General features: G+C 38.9%; 17 protein-coding genes. 9 read left to right on the plus strand and 8 right to left on the minus strand.

Annotated features, from left to right (window positions below; translation table 11 throughout):
• Positions 1-49: 49 nt before the first annotated feature.
• The 4 genes from ruvC to nudB all read right to left on the minus strand — a co-directional run bounded on the left by ruvC (position 50) and on the right by nudB (position 2557).
• Positions 50-628, minus strand: a complete 579-nt coding sequence (gene ruvC, locus B0183_RS09555) for a crossover junction endodeoxyribonuclease RuvC (protein WP_021116058.1) — start codon at positions 626-628, stop codon at positions 50-52.
• Between the two features lie 73 nt (positions 629-701).
• On the minus strand, positions 702-1157 hold the full coding sequence (locus B0183_RS09560; protein ID WP_021110210.1) for a hypothetical protein: 456 nt from the start codon (positions 1155-1157) through the stop codon (positions 702-704).
• A gap of 116 nt (positions 1158-1273) precedes the next feature.
• A complete protein-coding gene (locus B0183_RS09565; protein ID WP_021110979.1) occupies positions 1274-2014 on the minus strand; it encodes a YebC/PmpR family DNA-binding transcriptional regulator in 741 nt (246 codons plus the stop codon).
• A 90-nt stretch (positions 2015-2104) separates the two neighbouring features.
• Positions 2105-2557: a dihydroneopterin triphosphate diphosphatase gene (nudB, locus tag B0183_RS09570; RefSeq protein ID WP_005712961.1), complete on the minus strand. Its 453-nt coding sequence runs from the start codon at positions 2555-2557 to the stop codon at positions 2105-2107.
• Positions 2558-2850: 293 nt separating this feature from the next.
• Between nudB and B0183_RS09575 the strand changes: the two genes are divergently transcribed.
• The 7 genes from B0183_RS09575 (at position 2851) to B0183_RS09605 (ending at position 10171) form a co-directional block, all read left to right on the plus strand.
• Positions 2851-4113: a TolC family protein gene (locus B0183_RS09575; RefSeq protein WP_035523169.1), complete on the plus strand. Its 1263-nt coding sequence runs from the start codon at positions 2851-2853 to the stop codon at positions 4111-4113.
• Positions 4114-4242: 129 nt separating this feature from the next.
• Positions 4243-6390, plus strand: a complete 2148-nt coding sequence (locus B0183_RS09580; protein ID WP_021112629.1) for a type I secretion system permease/ATPase — start codon at positions 4243-4245, stop codon at positions 6388-6390.
• Positions 6391-6466: 76 nt separating this feature from the next.
• Positions 6467-7765: an HlyD family type I secretion periplasmic adaptor subunit gene (locus B0183_RS09585; protein WP_021116061.1), complete on the plus strand. Its 1299-nt coding sequence runs from the start codon at positions 6467-6469 to the stop codon at positions 7763-7765.
• Positions 7766-8059: 294 nt separating this feature from the next.
• Complete coding sequence (folP, locus tag B0183_RS09590) at positions 8060-8905, plus strand: dihydropteroate synthase (protein WP_075604945.1); 846 nt, start codon at positions 8060-8062, stop codon at positions 8903-8905.
• Between the two features lie 13 nt (positions 8906-8918).
• Positions 8919-9266 carry an ArsC family reductase gene (locus B0183_RS09595; protein ID WP_078208721.1) on the plus strand — a complete coding sequence of 116 codons (348 nt, stop codon included), beginning with the start codon at positions 8919-8921 and terminating at the stop codon, positions 9264-9266.
• Positions 9267-9352: 86 nt separating this feature from the next.
• Positions 9353-9973, plus strand: a complete 621-nt coding sequence (gene coaE, locus B0183_RS09600; protein ID WP_010786354.1) for a dephospho-CoA kinase — start codon at positions 9353-9355, stop codon at positions 9971-9973.
• 3 nt (positions 9974-9976) lie between these two features.
• Positions 9977-10171: a DNA gyrase inhibitor YacG gene (locus B0183_RS09605; RefSeq protein ID WP_005712971.1), complete on the plus strand. Its 195-nt coding sequence runs from the start codon at positions 9977-9979 to the stop codon at positions 10169-10171.
• Here the strand turns inward: B0183_RS09605 and holA are convergent.
• From holA to B0183_RS09625, 4 genes are all read right to left on the minus strand, one after another.
• Positions 10168-11190: a DNA polymerase III subunit delta gene (gene holA, locus B0183_RS09610; RefSeq protein WP_021110207.1), complete on the minus strand. Its 1023-nt coding sequence runs from the start codon at positions 11188-11190 to the stop codon at positions 10168-10170. The two genes, B0183_RS09605 and holA, sit on opposite strands and share 4 nt — an antisense overlap.
• Positions 11191-11194: 4 nt before the next feature.
• A complete protein-coding gene (locus tag B0183_RS09615) occupies positions 11195-11689 on the minus strand; it encodes an LPS-assembly lipoprotein LptE (protein ID WP_021112632.1) in 495 nt (164 codons plus the stop codon).
• An 82-nt stretch (positions 11690-11771) separates the two neighbouring features.
• On the minus strand, positions 11772-14357 hold the full coding sequence (gene leuS, locus B0183_RS09620) for a leucine--tRNA ligase (RefSeq protein ID WP_078208730.1): 2586 nt from the start codon (positions 14355-14357) through the stop codon (positions 11772-11774).
• A gap of 128 nt (positions 14358-14485) precedes the next feature.
• Positions 14486-14881, minus strand: a complete 396-nt coding sequence (locus B0183_RS09625) for a hypothetical protein (RefSeq protein ID WP_078208722.1) — start codon at positions 14879-14881, stop codon at positions 14486-14488.
• A gap of 109 nt (positions 14882-14990) precedes the next feature.
• On the opposite strand from B0183_RS09625, the gene B0183_RS09630 reads away from it, so the two are divergent.
• Positions 14991-15284, plus strand: a complete 294-nt coding sequence (locus tag B0183_RS09630; protein WP_010786358.1) for a helix-turn-helix domain-containing protein — start codon at positions 14991-14993, stop codon at positions 15282-15284.
• A 263-nt stretch (positions 15285-15547) separates the two neighbouring features.
• Positions 15548-17479 carry a threonine--tRNA ligase gene (thrS, locus tag B0183_RS09635; RefSeq protein WP_078208723.1) on the plus strand — a complete coding sequence of 644 codons (1932 nt, stop codon included), beginning with the start codon at positions 15548-15550 and terminating at the stop codon, positions 17477-17479.
• The last annotated feature ends 6 nt before the right edge of the window (positions 17480-17485 follow it).

Genomic DNA, 17485 nt, shown 5'->3' on the forward strand with positions numbered 1-17485 from the left:
ATTTTATATTTGTTGTACGCTTTATTGCCTTACTCTATAGTAAGGCAATTTAATTTCTAAATCTAAATCTTCCTCGACTATATCTCGTTTTCATCAACGCCAGAATTTGCTCTTTTTCGCTTGATACCGCTTGGCTACTCTGTTTAGCCACCGTAAGCGAATGTTGAATAGAGTGAGCGTGAGTAATGGCAATCGCCAATGCATCTGCTGCGTCAGCTTGAGGTTTAGCGGAAAGTTGCAAAATACGTGTAACCATATCTTGCACCTGTACTTTATCCGCCGAACCGATACCCACAACCGTTTGTTTTACTAAGCGTGCAGCATATTCAAAGACAGGTAAATCATGATTAACCGCAGCAACAATCGCCGTTCCCCTTGCCTGCCCTAATTTCAATGCTGAATCCGCATTTTTTGCCATAAATACTTGCTCAATGGCAAACATATCGGGTTGAAACTGAGTGATAATTTCTGTCACCCCGGCGTAAATACGTTTTAATCGGGTTGGAAGGTCATCCACGGATGTACGGATTGCGCCACTTCCGAGATATTCTAAATGCCGTCCAGTTTGATGAATCACGCCATAGCCTGTTACGCGAGAGCCTGGGTCAATACCTAAAATAATTGCCATTTTATGTCCAAAAAGAAAGTGGATTTGTTATTCACAAACCCACTTTATAGTCAATCTTAATTAGATAATCAACTTATTTTGTAACTACACAGTTTTTTGCAAGAATTTGATTGTTTGCCGTAAACATGACAGGTACAGTTGTTTCTGCTGTTTTCGCACTAAAGCCTATATCTAGACTCCATACATTTGTGCCTGAAACAAATTTCACACCGTCTTGATAGGTTGCATCTACTTTCAGATTTTCGCCTACCACTTTTTTGTTAATGGTGACTGTTGCAGTTGATGGTTCGCCATTGTTGAAAGTATAAACCGCTGAAACAGGTTGGTTTGTTTTGCCATTCACACTACAAGTGTAAGTAACAGTTTTTGAGCCTGTTGTGATATTTTTTGCTGCAGTTGTACTATCAACAGCAGTGCTACCTGCATTACCCTCAATATTTGCTGTTGAAGATGCAACATCAGAAACTGTTGAACAAGCTGTAAGTATCGCAGCTGCTGCAAATGTTGGAAGTAATTTAACTAATTTCATTCCTTTTCCTTTTGTATTGATTAAAAAGATCGCTCTCTTAGAAAAGGAAAAAATGGGAAAGTTCAAAAAAATAATCTCAAGCTAAATACTTGAGATTACTTTTTATTCATTTTTAATTAAAGCAATGCAGCCACTTCATCACTGATTTCGCCGTTGTGATACACGTTTTGCACATCATCACAATCTTCAAGGCGGTTAATTAAATCTAATAATTTCGGTGCAGTTTCTGCATCAAGTTGGACAGTCGTTGATGGGATCATTGTCACTTCTGCATTTTCAACTTTAAAACCTGCCGCTTCAATGCCATCTCGCACAGCGCCTAAATCTTCCCAAGCAGTATAGATTTCAAATGAACCATCTTCTTGTGGCTGAATATCATCGGCACCTGCTTCAATTGCTGCTTCAGTCAATGCATCTTCGTCTGCACTTGCGATTAAAATTAACCCTTTCTTACTAAATAAATAGCCAACTGAACCTTCAGTTCCTAAGTTACCACCACATTTAGTAAAACTTGGACGAACCTGTGAGATTGTTCGGTTAGCATTATCACTTAGACACTCAACCATCACAGCAGTTCCACCCGGACCGTAACCTTCGTACACTTTGGTTTCCATATTGGTATCATCACCACCACCGACACCACGGTCGATAGCTCGATTGATAGTATCACGCGTCATATTATTAGATAACGCTTTATCCACCGCCGCACGCAAACGTGGGTTAGAGCTAGTGTCGCCACCACCTAATTTTGCGGCCGTTACTAATTCACGAATTAATTTGGTAAAAATCTTACCGCGTTGTGCATCTTGTGCTGCTTTGCGGTGTTTAATGTTAGCCCACTTACTATGACCTGCCATTCTCTTGTTTCCTTCTTTTTAATTTATGTTTCAATATAAGAAGGTAGGGACATACTGCGTGTGTCCACGGGCTGTCCCCACCATCATTTTTTAATTACAAGCGGTCTGAACCGCCAAATATTTTGCAATCGCTTCGGCATTATTGGGGGATTTGGTGAGTGCCACCGCATCATTTACCGAAAGCCATTGATACGCTAAATGTTCCGTTAATATCGGCTCAATTTCATCGGGTAATGCCAATAAAAACCAATGCTCCGTGTTATGCGTAACGTCAGGGGCGTATTTATAACGGAATTGCGGAAAAATCTCAAATTTCACACTCGTTTTGCAATCATAAAGTGCTAAATTTTGAGCAATAATGTCAATTCCTACTTCTTCTCTCACTTCACGCAATGCCGTTTGATAAGGTGTTTCCCCTATTTCAATCGTCCCTGTCACCGACTGCCAAAAGGTTGGATCGTCTTGCCGTTGGAGCATTAGTGCTCGCTGAGTTTTTTCGGCATAAATTACCACGAGAACAGAATAGGAATTTTTGTAGTTCATTTTTATGTACCATATAAGAGTTTTTACATCGGATATGTGCGCTCTACCTTTATCGTTTATGGTTTATGGTTTTTCAGCATGTGCCAGAACATTGTAAAATTTCAAAGAGTAAATAACAAGATTAGATATTGAAATGAATTGATTAGTCAAATCGTGCGATTTTTTTCTGAGAAATAAATGCTTAAATTTATGCTAAAGCAGTGAGATTTTCATAAGAATACGATTTCAAATTTCCCTTATATCAATTTTTTTTGTTATCCTAACGACAATGTAATTGAATAGACTTATCTTGTATGAAATTTATTAGAAAAAATGCTGTATCGTGCATCATGTTAAGTAGTTTTTTATCTATAAGCACTTATGCAAATCCCTTGAAAACCATCTTACAGCAGAATTTATCAAATGCACCTGAAGTGAAAGAAGCGCTTGCAAACGTTGAAGCTGCTCAGAATCGTGTTGAACAAAGTAAATCTCAACATTTTCCTATTGTTAGCGTAACAGGTTCAAAAACTTTAAGACAGTATCATAAGTATGAAGATAATTATGGTTCAACCAAAATAATCCCTGGTATTCAGGCTGAAATGAATATCTTTGCTTTTGGCGCTATTGAGAAAGATATTGAACGCAGTTATAAAGAGAAGGAGTACTATGAGCATACCTATACCGCTACTCAAGAGGAAATAGCGTATACTATTGGACAACTTTATTTAACGGCACTGAATATGAAGGAAGCCATTTCTGTAATGGAAAAGAGCTTATTTCGCCACCAGAAAATTTTACAGGATTTGGATATTATCATGGAGAATGATGAAGGACGAGAATCCGAATTTGTTCAAGCTGAGACACGTATGTTGATGGTTCAACAAGAAATTAATAATTATCGACAAAAATTATTAGCTACTTTGAATACACTATCAAAATATACAAGGACTAAAGTTGTTGAAGAACAATTAAGTGATCCTTTCCTTCAGTTGAAGGAAGAACAGCTTTATCAAAAATATACCTTAAAACGAAAGGAGGATAATCCTCTTTACCAAGCTAATATTTCCGATTTAGATGCAAAGAATTTGTCAGTAGATGCTGAGAAGAAAAAGCAGCTGCCACGCATTAATATTGTCGGTTCAGCAACTCAGGAGAATAGACAGATTGGTTTAAAGGTTGAGTGGGAGGTATTTAATCGTGGTAACAACTATATTGCGAAAGAAAAAGTTAGCCAGATCTCAGCTAGTCGAGAGCGTTTATTACGCACAGCAAGGGATATTGAAGAAGGTGCAAATTTAGCAAAAATTAATATTAAGGAAAACAGAGTACAGTTAGGTGTATTGAAGAAACAAATCGTTTCCTCTGAAAAAGTGATTGATTTCTATCGAATGCAGTTTGATATTGCAAGACGTACATTATTAGATGTATTAAATGCGGAGAAAGAATTATCTAATGTAGAGTTATCTTACGCAACTACACAACATAATTTACGCTTGTCTATATTAGATTATTTGTATACTCAAGGAATGATCTCTACTTGGGGCGATGTAAAAAAACAGGTTATACATCCTTAATTCTACAGTGTATAGATAAGGGGATATTGTTATCCTGCTTCTCATTTATTGGGCGGATTGAGCCGCCTATTTTACTTATTTGATTTGAAAATAACTTTAAAAAATCCATAAATTAGGTTTAGGATACTTATGAAACATATTATTGAAAATTTATCTCTTGCAACCCAGTTGCTTGGAGCGAATTTATCAGTAGCAACCTTAACTGCACATACAATTCGCACAGAAAATATGGGGTTAGATTTTAGTTCTCTACGAGAGTACTTAAAAAGTGAGGGATTCGAGAATACACTCTCAAAGAGATCTTTAAGAGAAATTCCTAGTTTAGCCGTACCTGTATTATTATTTCTGCAGAATGAGGAAGCTGCATTAGTCACGGAAATTAAAGAAGATAGTGATGGACGCTCTTATAAAGTTCATTTATTAGATGGATTAACACAATGGTTTTCTGAAAATGAGTTAGAGGAAAAATATCTGAATCATTGTTGGTTTATTAAGCCAAGAGAAAGTGTAGACACTCGTTCCGATCTACCAGAATATAATTTACCTAAGGCTTGGTTCTTTAAAGTAATTTGGCGATTTAAAAGTTATTATTATCAAGTTGTATTATCTAGTTTTATTGTAAATTTTCTAGCTTTAGTGAGTTCACTATATGTGATGAATGTTTACGACCGTGTTGTCTCAAATAAGGCATATGGAACGCTTTGGGTTTTAAGTCTAGGTGTTATTGCTGCAATCGTATTTGAGCTTATTGCAAAGATGCTGAGAGCTTATTTGACAGATATGGCGGGCAAAAAATCGGATTTGATTATTAGTTCGGCATTATTTAGACGAGTTTTAAATATTAAGTTACAAGATAGACCAACATCTTCGGGATCCTACGCTAATAATCTTCGTGATTTTGAATCAGTTCGAGAGTTTATGACTAGTGCTAGTCTACTTACTTTGGTTGATTTTCCATTCTTATTTTTATTCTTATTTGTGATGTTCATGGTTGCAGGGAAATTAGCTCTTGTTCCTCTTGCGATCATTCCTATAGTCATTATTGTTGGATTGTTAGCGCAAATTCCTCTTTCTCGCTATATTAATGAATCTATGAGGGAAAGCTCCCAACGTCAAGGTTTAACTGTAGAGGCCATTGAAGGCTTGGAAACCCTGAAAACAAACAATGCTGCGAATTGGGCGCAAAAAAGGTGGGATTTTTTCACCGCCAAATCAGCTTCGTCTTCAATCAAAGTAAAAAATATTAGTAATTTTGTAACGAATTTTACGATGATGATGCAGCAGCTTAATACTGTTTTTTTAGTGTTAGCAGGCACTTATCTTATTCATAGTGACAATCCAGATAGTAAAATCACTATGGGAGCATTAATAGCTTGCGTTATTTTATCTGGACGAGCTTTAGCCCCGTTAGGACAAATTGCAGGATTGGCTATTCGTTTCCAACAGGCTTGGTTAGCACTAAAAGGTGTAAATAGTATTGTTGAACGCCCGAGTGAACGAGATAATGAGCGGAATTATGTGACACTGAAGTCTATTCGCGGAGAATTACAGTTTAACAATATAACTTTTAGTTATGGAAAAGAAGATGAGCCGACGATTAATGGTCTTAATTTAGACATTAAACCTGGAGAGAAAGTAGGAATCTTAGGAAAAATAGGATCGGGTAAATCTACAGTATTAAAATTAGCTTCGGGCTTATATGATCCTAAACAAGGAAATATTACTGTAGATAGTGTAGATTTACGCCAAATTGATCCACATTTTTTACGTAATCAAGTGCTTCTGCTTGAGCAAAGTCCTCGTTTATTTTTAGGTACATTACGTGAAAATCTAGATTTGGCTAGAATGGATGGTTTTTCAACAGATCAAGATCTATTGCAAGCTCTCGCTCGTTTTGGGCTAATTGATTTAATTCGTAATCATCCAAGAGGATTAGATATGCCACTGGGAGAAGGTGGTCTAGGATTATCTGGAGGGCAGAAACAAATGGTTGCTTTAGCCAGAATGACAATGAAGAATCCCCGTATTGCATTGTTGGATGAACCTACAACTGGTTTAGATCAAATGTCAGAAATTCAAGCGCTACAGGGGATTGCACAATGGGCAAGAAATAAAACGTTAGTGGTTGTAACACATAGATCACAGGTATTACAAATTGTAAATCGCATTGTTGTTATTGAAGATGGTAAAGTTGTATTAGATGGTCCTAGAGATGCGGTATTAAAACATTTAGCTAGAGATGAGAGTGAAGATACTTCTCGTGAGCAGGAAAAGTAATAGCGATCTTACAGTATAAAATCTGTGTAATCAAAATTACTTTATATTAATCAATTTATATTAGGTTAATGTAAAAATGGATAAAGATAAAAATCCTAAGTTATTAGATGAAAAGTTAGAAACTACGAATTCAGAACCAAAAGAGATTGGTAAGCAGAAAGCAGCTAAATTGAGAAATAAAGATCTGTATTTATTAAATGATTTACATGCAGCATTACAGCAGGAAGATCATCGTTCTATTTTTGCGACAATATCTTTATTTTTTACTTTATTAGTTGTATTTGTCATTTGGGCTTATAATAGTCCTATTGATGAGGTTACTCGTGGACAAGGCAGTATTATTCCTACAAGCCGAGAACAGGTTATTCAAAGTTTGGATCCTGGTATTCTTAAAGAAATGCTTGTTAAAGAAGGTGATACGGTTGACAAAGATCAAGTGTTATTAAAACTAGATGATACTAGAAGTTCTGCTATTTTGAGAGAAAGCCAAGCAAAAGTAGAAAATCTAGAAGCATTATCGGCTCGTTTAAAAGCTGAGGCTTATGGTGTGGAGTTGGTATTTGCAGAGACAACTCCAGTACAGCTACAAGAGCGTGAACGTGCTATTTACGAAAAGAAGAAAAATTCTCTTAAAGAATCCTTAGATAGTTTACAAGCAAGTAAGGCATTGTTGGATAGAGAAATTCAAATGACAGAGCCTATGGTAGCTAGAGGAGCAGTATCCGAAATAGAGCTGTTACGTATGAAACGCCAGTCTAGTGATTTGCAATTACAATTAGCAGAACGTAAAAATAAGTATGCGACAGATGCGAGTGCTGAGCTAACTAAAATAGAAGCTGAGTTATCTCAAGCCCGTGAGAATATGGCTATGAGAGCCGATCCTGTTGAACGTTCTCATATTCGTTCCCCATTAAAAGGAATAGTAAAAAATATTCGAGTAAATACAATTGGTGGTGTAATCAAGGCTGGGCAAGATATTATGGAAATAGTTCCGATTGAAGATACATTGCTCGTTGAGGCTTATATTAGTCCAAGTGATGTAGCATATGTTCGTCCAGGAATGCCTGCTTTGGTTAAATTAACTGCTTATGATTATGCTATCTATGGGGGACTTGATGGAATAGTAACATTACTTAGTCCTGATACATTGCATGATCAAAAGCGTCCTAGTGATTTGAAGCTGAATCCAAATGAAGCCTATTACCGAGTTCTAGTTAAGACAGATGGTAGCCATTTGACTGATAAAGATGGGAAAGTAATGCCTATTATCCCTGGTATGATTGCGTCGGTTGATATCAAAACGGGGCAGAAAACCGTATTTCAATATTTAATTAAGCCAATTACTAGAATGAAACAAGCTCTACAAGAGAGATAATGTATTTAGTTTAATATTTTAAACATCACAAATAAGTCCTATCTTTTCTAATAGATGAATAACAATGTTCATTCTCCTTCTTTATTTTTTATAAATAAGAAGGAGAAGTTTATTTTGTCACATATCTATGATTGATTTCTTCTTTCTGTATTGGTTAATATGGTTATGTTGACATCTACTCTCTACTCATATTTAGTTCTTGTGGGAGTGAAGCTAGTAATTATATAGATAATAACTTATTCATTAATATGTGTCTTCTTTATATAATATTGTCGATAGGTAGAATTAAGGACAATGCAAATATATTACCCAAATTATCAAGGATCTGACCGCTTGTTAGATCTCACCTCCCCGAAAATTATGGGGATTTTGAATTTTACCCCTGATTCGTTCTCCGATTCGGGCAAATTTTTTACCCTTGATAAAGCCCTGTTTCAAGTGGAGAAAATGCTCAATGACGGGGCGGATATTATTGATATTGGTGGTGAGTCCACCCGTCCGAATGCAGAAATTGTTACCCTTGAGCAAGAGTTGGAACGGGTTGTGCCGTTGGTTGAAGCGGTTCGCAAGCGGTTTGATTGTTTGATTTCGGTAGATAGCTCAAAGGCGGAAGTATTTCGTCAATCCGCACAAGTTGGAGCGGATATTCTCAATGATATTCGTGCGTTACAAGAGCCGAATGCCTTAGAAACTGCCGTAGAATTAGGTTTGCCTGTTTGTTTAATGCATATGCAAGGCACACCGCAAAATATGCAACAAAATCCTGAATATAATGATGTGGTGGAAGAAGTCGCAGATTTTCTCAACCAACGCATTTTTGCTTGCACAATGGCAGGCATTCCCAAAGAGCATATTATTTTAGATGTCGGCTTTGGTTTTGGTAAAACGGTACAACATAATTATCAACTGCTAAAACATCTAAATGCCTTTGTAGCTTCGGGCTATCCTGTGTTAGCTGGGCTTTCCCGTAAGTCGATGATCGGCAATGTAATCAATAAACCAGTCGATCAACGTGTAGCAGGCAGTGTCGCAGGGGCATTGCTCGCAGTGCAAAATGGAGCGAAGATCGTGCGAGTTCACGATGTAGCAGAAACCGCTGATGCCTTGAAAGTGTGGCAAGCGATGAATGAATGTGAATAAAAAGGAAGACAAAATGACAAAAATCTACGGCATTAAAAACTGTGATACCGTGAAAAAAGCGATCAAATGGCTTGCGGATAACGACTTAAACCCACAACTTCACGACTACCGTGTCGATGGCTTAGATCCTGTTTGGCTGGCTGAAATGGCAGAGAAATTTGGTTGGGAAAACTTAGTCAATAAACGTAGCGCCACTTGGCGTGGGCTTGATGATGAAATCAAAAATAATCTCACCAAAGAGCTGGCACTAAAGGTGTTAAACGAACAGCCAACCTTAATTAAACGCCCTATTGTGATTGCTGATGATGCTGCGTTGATTGGTTTTGATGAGAAAGAGTATCAAAAGGTATTTATGAAATGATACCCAACATATTAATTATGTTGAGTAAAAGGGGGCAATTTTAAGGGCTCTCTGTTTATTCAAAGGTATTGGATAGGATTTGGATCATGAGTTATATTGTAGCTCTTACTGGCGGTATAGGAAGTGGTAAGTCAACTATTGCTAATCTTTTTGCTGCACTTGGTGTGCCAGTGATTGATGCAGATATTATTGCTCGAAATATCGTTGAGAAAGGCAGTCCTTTACTCGCTCAAATAGTAGCTCATTTTGGCAAACAAATTTTGTTTGAAAATGGTGAGCTTAATCGTACAGCATTACGACAGCGGATTTTCCAGACAGAATATGAGAGACTGTGGTTAAATCAGTTACTTCATCCAGCTATTCACACAGAAATGTTAAAGCAGTTGAATGAAAGCCAATCTCCCTATGTGCTTTGGGTTGTTCCATTATTGATTGAAAACCAGCTAATGGCATTATGTGATCGTATTTTAGTTGTTGATGTATTGCCTGAAATTCAGCTAGAACGAGCTATGAAGCGAGATAAAAGCAATGTTGAAATGATAAAGAGTATTATGCTATCACAGGTTGATCGTCAAACACGATTAAACTATGCTAACGACGTGATTGAAAATAATTTACCTTTTGGTGATAATGAAGTCCATCTGACTCATCAAGTGGCAAAATTGAATGAATATTATTTGACTCTAAGTAAAACAAAAGGGAAATAGATCATGCTCGTCGTATTCTGTCCAAATTGTGGCAAAGAAGTGGCTTGGGTTTTGGGCAATAAATATAGACCATTTTGCAGCGAACGCTGCCATTTAGTTGATCTTGGCGAATGGCTCAATGAAGAAAATCAAGTCCTTGAAAGTGATATTCAGTCTGCAGATGACTATGATATGGTGGTAAGTGAGGGTATTTTCTAATGAAATAACAAACTAAACCGTTCAATGCCTTGCCAAGCCTCATCGCTAAATTCTTGTTTTACCTGTTTTTCCAATTCGGCAAGGGATTGAATGAGTTGATAGAGTTTATGGTAAGTTAAACGTTGTACTGCAGCTTGATAAAACCCACGGCGGTTTTGCCATACTTTCAAGCGGTCAAATTCGGCTCGTAAATTACCGCTATACAGAGGTCGGTGACTATTGATAATCGGCTGTGGTGAGCGTGTCATTTCAAGTAATAAAAGTAGCTCTTTTTGTACGATGCGTAGCAACACCACTGGTTGTATCTCTTCATTCTGCAGATGTTGAAGCACTCTTAATGCTCGGTTAATTTTGCCTTCTAATAAGGCATCAACCCATTGGAATGGGGTGAATTGTGCCGATTGTTCGATCACTTCTTTTGCTCGGTTTAATCCAATCTTTTGTTCAGCAAAACGAAGTTGTAACATCTGCAATGCTTGTTTTAGTGCCAGTAGATTGCCTTCGTAGCTATAACAAAGTAATTGAATAGCATCAGGCTCAAGCTGCAACTGCATTGTTTTAGCTCGATGTTGTAGCCAAATAGGTAGTTTTGTAATATCTGGTGTTTGACAGTTTACGACTACGGCATTATTTAGTTGTACAAACCAGCTCTGTTTTTCCATTGCTTTGGTTAGTTTTGGTTGGTGCAGAACAAAAAGTAAATCCGTGTGAGAAAAAGCCAGTAGTTCAGATAGCTGTTTTTGCTGTGTTACAGTTAGGTTTTCAGGCAGGTTAAGAATTAGAATTTGGCGATTAAAAAAAAGCCCATTTGATTGAACGAGGTCAAACAACATATCCCATTGGGTATCATTGGCAATGGTAAACTCTTGCTTTTCATCAAAATCCTGTAAACGAGCCGTTTGCACAATACAGTCTTTTGCTTCACCAACCAATAAAAGATCCTGCCCTGTCAATAAATAAAACGGCTGTAAGCCTTTATTGAGGGCAGGTTCTAATCCTTCTGGGAAAATACGTTGCATCATCTTATTTCGTATTTGCTAACTCTTTTTGTAATCCTGCGACTTTAATAAGAAGTTGGCGAGAGGCTTGTTCATACATTTGACGCTGAATACTTTCTTGCTCTTCTGATTTCGCTAAAGCGGCACGAGAGTCATCGAAGAATGTACGATGAACGCTAGTTTCAATCGGATATATCCCTTTATTTGGTATTGTTACCGTTGCTTTTACGGTTAAGCTAAGGATTTTTTCAGCTTCACGCGCTTGTTTAAAGACTGATGCAACACGAGATTCACTTTCTGTTGCATTTAAACGTAAATTCGCAACGTTAGTAGATTTCGGTACGATTTGAATGTTACTGAGTAACATTTTGTTACGCAAAATGCGTGACATATCGCTGTATTGGTCCGCACTTTCAAAACTCAGCGTACGCAATTCTTCAGGGAACTGTTCATTGTTTTTAAAATGCCAACCGCAAGCGGTTAAAAATAGCACACAAATGAGAGAGAGTTTTTTTAACATACCATATTCCTATTTTGTAGGGTGGGTCTTGACCCACCATATACGATGTAGATTAGATGGTGGGTTAAAACCCACCCTACTATTATGCTTTCACCGCAAAACTCAACATCTTAAACGGTACATAGATCTCTTTCACGATTTCTACGCCTTCAAGATATTTCGCCACATTTTCATCGGCTTTCGCAATCGCTTTGACTTCATCTTCCGTTGCGGTTGCAGATACAGTAATTTTACCACGCACTTTACCATTTACTTGCACCACAACCAGTTTTTCATCTTCTACCATTGCTTTTTCATCTGCCACAACCCAAGGTGCAAAGTCAATTGAACCCTCATTGCCTAAGGCTTGCCATAGTTCAAAGCAGATATGCGGGGTGATTGGGTAGAGCATACGGATCACCGCATTTAACGCTTCTGCCATTACCGCTTTATCTTGATCATTAACAAGCGGTGCTTTGGTGAGCTTATTCATCAATTCCATAATTGCCGCAATTGCGGTATTAAAGGTTTGACGGCGACCGATGTCATCACTCACTTTCGTAATGGTTTTATGTACATCACGGCGTAAATCTTTTTGCTCTTTGCTTAATGCCGTAGGATCTAATGCAACAGTGGCTGGCGATTGTGCATACTCATAAGCCAAGTTCCAAAGACGACCTAAGAAACGTTTCGCTCCTTCTACACCAGACTCTTGCCATTCTAATGTCATTTCCGCAGGGGAAGCAAACATCATAAATAGACGCACCGTATCCGCACCATATTTTTCCACCATTTCTTGTGGGTCGATACCGTTGTTTTTCGATTTCGACATTTTGGTCATACCGCTGTGTACCAACGCACGCCCTTCTTTGTCAAAGGCTTTCAAAATACGCCCTTTTTCATCACGTTCAACTGTCACTTCTGTTGGCGACACCCAAATACGTTCATTGGTTGGGCTGGTGTAGTAATAAGCGTCCGCTAACACCATACCTTGACAGAGTAATTTTTCTGTCGGTTCATCGCTAGTCACGAAACCGGCATCACGCAATAATTTGTGGAAGAAGCGGAAGTAGAGCAAGTGCATTGTTGCGTGTTCGATACCGCCGATATATTGATCCACAGGTAGCCAGTAGTTTGCTTCTTCTTTGTCTAACATACCTTGTTGATATTGTGGCGACGCATAACGTGCATAATACCAAGAAGACTCCATAAAGGTATCGAAAGTATCTGTCTCTCTTAACGCTGGCTGACCGTTATAAGTGGTTTTCGCCCATTCTGGATCTGCTTTGATCGGGCTTTTCACGCCGTCCATCACCACATCTTCAGGTAACACCACAGGTAAATCTTGCATTGGTACAGTCACAGTTTCGCCATTTTCAAGGGTAAGCATTGGAATTGGCGCCCCCCAGTAACGTTGGCGAGAAACGCCCCAGTCACGCAAGCGGTAATTAACTTGACGTTTACCGATCCCCATTCCTTCTAATTTATCCGCAATGCCTTTGAAAGCGCCATCAAAATCTAACCCATCAAATTCCGCAGAGTTAATCAATTTACCGTGTTCAGTCATTGCCGCTTTGCTGAAATCCCATTCAGAACCATCAAGCGGTGCGATCACCTGTTTAATTGGTAAATTGTATTTTTGTGCAAATTCAAAATCACGCTCATCGTGAGCAGGTACTGCCATTACAGCCCCAGTGCCGTAGTGCATCAACACAAAGTTAGCGACCCAGACAGGAACTTCTTCGCCTGTTAAGGGGTGAATAGCAAACAACCCTGTTGCCATTCCTTTTTTCTCCATTGTGGCAATATCCGCTTCCGCCATTTTGGTGTTTTTCGCTTCTTGAATAAAGGCAGCTAATGCAGGATTGTTTTCTGCTGCCAGGGTTGCTAATGGGTGAGCCGCCGCCACTGCCACATAGCTCACACCAAAGAAAGTATCTGGACGAGTAGTATAAACAGGCAAGGTTTGATCAGTGCCTTTCACTTTAAAAGTAATTTCAACCCCTTCAGAACGACCGATCCAGTTGCGTTGCATTGTTTTCACTTGATCTGGCCATAACGGAAGACGATCTAAGTCATTTAACAATTGCTCCGCATAGTCAGTAATTTTAATAAACCATTGCGGAATTTCTTTTTGTTCCACAGGGGTATCACAACGCCAGCAACAGCCTTCGTGGACTTGCTCATTTGCTAACACCGTTTCATCATTCGGACACCAGTTTACTGTCGATGTTTTCTTATATACTAAGCCTTTTTTGTACAATTCAGTGAAGAACCATTGCTCCCATTTATAATATTCAGGACGGCAAGTGGTCACTTCACGATCCCAGTCAAAGCCAAAACCTAAGGCCTTGAGCTGATTTTTCATATATTCAATATTTTCATAAGTCCATTTTGCTGGTGCAGTTTTATTTTTTACCGCTGCCCCTTCTGCAGGCAAGCCGAATGCGTCCCAACCCATTGGTTGTAACACGTTTTTGCCGTTCATACGTTGATAACGGGAAACCACATCGCCGATCGTATAGTTACGAACGTGTCCCATATGCAGACGACCTGACGGGTATGGGAACATAGATAAACAGTAATATTTCGGTTTGCTTTCGTCTTTAATTGCTTTGAATACTTTATTTTCTGCCCAGTACTGCTGTACTCTAGGCTCAATCGCACTTGGATTGTATTGTTGTTGCATCATCTTTATTCCTCAAATTTGTCGAAAAATTGCGGTATAGAATAGCGTAAAAATGGGGATTTTTGAAATGAAAGCGGTAAGATTTTAGGGATTTTTTGCAAGAGTAGGCTAAGTTTAATCCTTTAAAGCTATTTAAAGGTTTGGAAAGGGTAATTTTTATTGTTATAAGAACCGATAAAAATACTTTCAACTGAAACTTTGACTAACCCATATTGTTTTAAAATGGACTCAAAATGAAACAACACTTCTCCATCAATAATGTGTAAAAAATCATTTTTAAATACGGCAGAGAACGGAAAGGACAAAGTCTGATCTTCAACTAAAAATTCAACCGAAAGCGTTGCACCATAAGCATAACGTTCAGTTAAAAGTTCTTTTGAGTCTGGGTTAGGTTTAATTGAAAATCCACTGCCATCATAATAGACAATAAATTTATGAGAGTGGCTTTCACAATTGAAAGCAAAGACGTGATTATCTTCAAATAGCCATTTTGTCGAAAATGAATTAAAAAGTGTATCTAACATTTTTACATCTCCTCCAATGCCATTGATATACAATTTGTAGTATAAACAAAATTAAATAGTGAAGCAAACTCCGTAGATGTAAATTAGTCATTTGTTCATGCTTTAGGCTATGTCAGCAAAGCCTAAAGCCCCAGCAAAATTACCTGATCGAGAAAATCTCAGGGAAATTTTGGCTTACAACATTCAAACGTTGCGTGTGCAAAAAGGTTGGTCACAGGAACGATTAGCGAATGAGTGTGAGTTAGATAGAACTTATGTTTCAGCGGTTGAACGTTGCCGCTGGAACGTTTCGCTTTCAAATATTGAAAAGTTAGCAACTGCACTTTCTTGTCCAGCTTGGCAGTTATTGAAATACCCAGAAAATAGCAATCAAAATACTGAAAGAAATTTAGATTTGTGTTAAAATTCGCTGGCTTTTTCGTCCGCCCGATTGTTAGGGCGAGTAAAGCAACTTGCAAAAAATTTTGAAAAACTGACCGCTTGCAAGCGGTCTTTTGTTTTGAAAAATTTACGAATTTCAATGATTTACACGTAGGGACACACTGCGTGTGTCCGTTCTATTTTGTATTGATGATATTTAGCAGACACACGCAGTGTGTCTCTACGGGAATAACATAAACCAACAAGTAACCTTTCGTATGGGTTACCACTGTATAAGGATTAACAATGCCAATTATTACTTTACCTGATGGCTCACAACGCCAATTCGACAACCCAGTTTCTGTGATGGAAGTGGCTCAAAGTATCGGTGCAGGTCTTGCGAAAGCAACAATCGCAGGGCGTGTAAACGGTGAACGCCGTGATGCTTCTGACATTATCAGCGAAGATGCCACCCTTGAAATTATTACCGCAAAAGATGAAGACGGTTTAGAGATTATCCGTCACTCAACGGCACACTTACTGGGTCACGCAATCAAGCAACTTTTCCCGAATGTGAAAATGGCGATTGGTCCGACAATCGACAACGGTTTCTATTATGACATTGATTTAGACCGCTCTTTAACGCAGGAAGATCTTGATGCACTTGAAGCGCGTATGTTGGAACTGGCGAAAACCAATTACGATGTAGTGAAAAAACGTGTGAGCTGGCAGGAAGCGAGAGATACCTTTGAAAGCCGTGGCGAGTCGTACAAAATGGCGATTTTGGACGAAAATATCAGTAAAGATGACCGCCCAGCACTTTATCATCACGAAGAATATATTGATATGTGCCGTGGTCCGCACGTTCCGAATATGCGTTTCTGCCATCACTTCAAATTACAAAAAGTGGCTGGCGCATACTGGCGTGGCGACAGCAAGAATAAAATGTTGCAACGTATTTACGGTACGGCGTGGGCAGATAAAAAACAACTTGCCGACTATTTACACCGTTTAGAAGAAGCGGCAAAACGTGACCACCGTAAAATCGGTAAAGCGTTAGATTTATATCATATGCAAGAAGAAGCACCAGGTATGGTGTTCTGGCACAATGACGGCTGGACGATTTTCCGTGAGCTTGAAACCTTCGTGCGTACCAAATTAAAACAGTACGATTACCAAGAAGTGAAAGGTCCATTTATGATGGATCGTGTGTTATGGGAAAAAACAGGTCACTGGCAAAACTACGGTGATTTAATGTTCACCACTCAATCGGAAAACCGTGAATATGCGATCAAACCGATGAACTGCCCAGGTCACATTCAGATCTTCAATCAAGGTTTAAAATCATACCGCGATTTACCGTTGCGTATGGCAGAATTTGGTTCTTGCCACCGTAACGAGCCGTCTGGTTCATTACACGGTTTAATGCGTGTGCGTGGCTTTACCCAAGATGATGCCCATATTTTCTGTATGCCAGAGCAAGTAGAAAGCGAAGTCACATCGTGCATTAAAATGGTGTATGACATTTACAGCACTTTCGGTTTTGAAAATATTCAAGTGAAGCTTTCAACTCGCCCAGCAAACAGTATCGGTACAGATGAAATGTGGAACAAAGCGGAAGCAGACTTAGCAGCGGCATTAACGGCTAACGGTTTAGCTTACGAAATTCAAGAAGGCGAAGGTGCATTCTACGGCCCGAAAATTGAGTTTGCCTTGCGTGACTGTTTAGATCGTGAATGGCAATGCGGTACGATCCAGTTAGACTTCTTCTTACCAGAGCGTTTAAGTGCATCTTATGTGGCAGAAGATAATGACCGTAAAACACCAGTAATGATCCACCGTGCGATCTTAGGCTCAATCGAGCGTTTCATCGGCATTATCACCGAAGAATATGCAGGTTTCTTCCCAGCATGGTTAGCACCGGTTCAAGCAGTCGTTATGAACATTACCGACAGCCAAGCAGAATACGTTCAACAAGTGGTAAAACAACTTTCTGACGCTGGCTTGCGTGTGAAAGCAGATTTACGCAACGAAAAAGTGGGCTTTAAAGTGCGTGAACATACCTTACGCCGTGTACCTTATATGCTTGTTTGCGGTGATAAAGAAATCGCTGAAGGCAAAGTGTCTGTGCGTACTCGCAGAGGTGCGGATTTAGGTACTTACAAAGTAGAAGAGTTTGTCGAAATGCTCAAAAAACAAGTACGTGGACGTGAGTTGAAGTTACTTGGGGAAGAGTAGTCAGTT

The organism is Glaesserella parasuis, from assembly GCF_002015085.1.
GTDB classification, from domain to species: Bacteria; Pseudomonadota; Gammaproteobacteria; order Enterobacterales; family Pasteurellaceae; genus Glaesserella; species Glaesserella parasuis.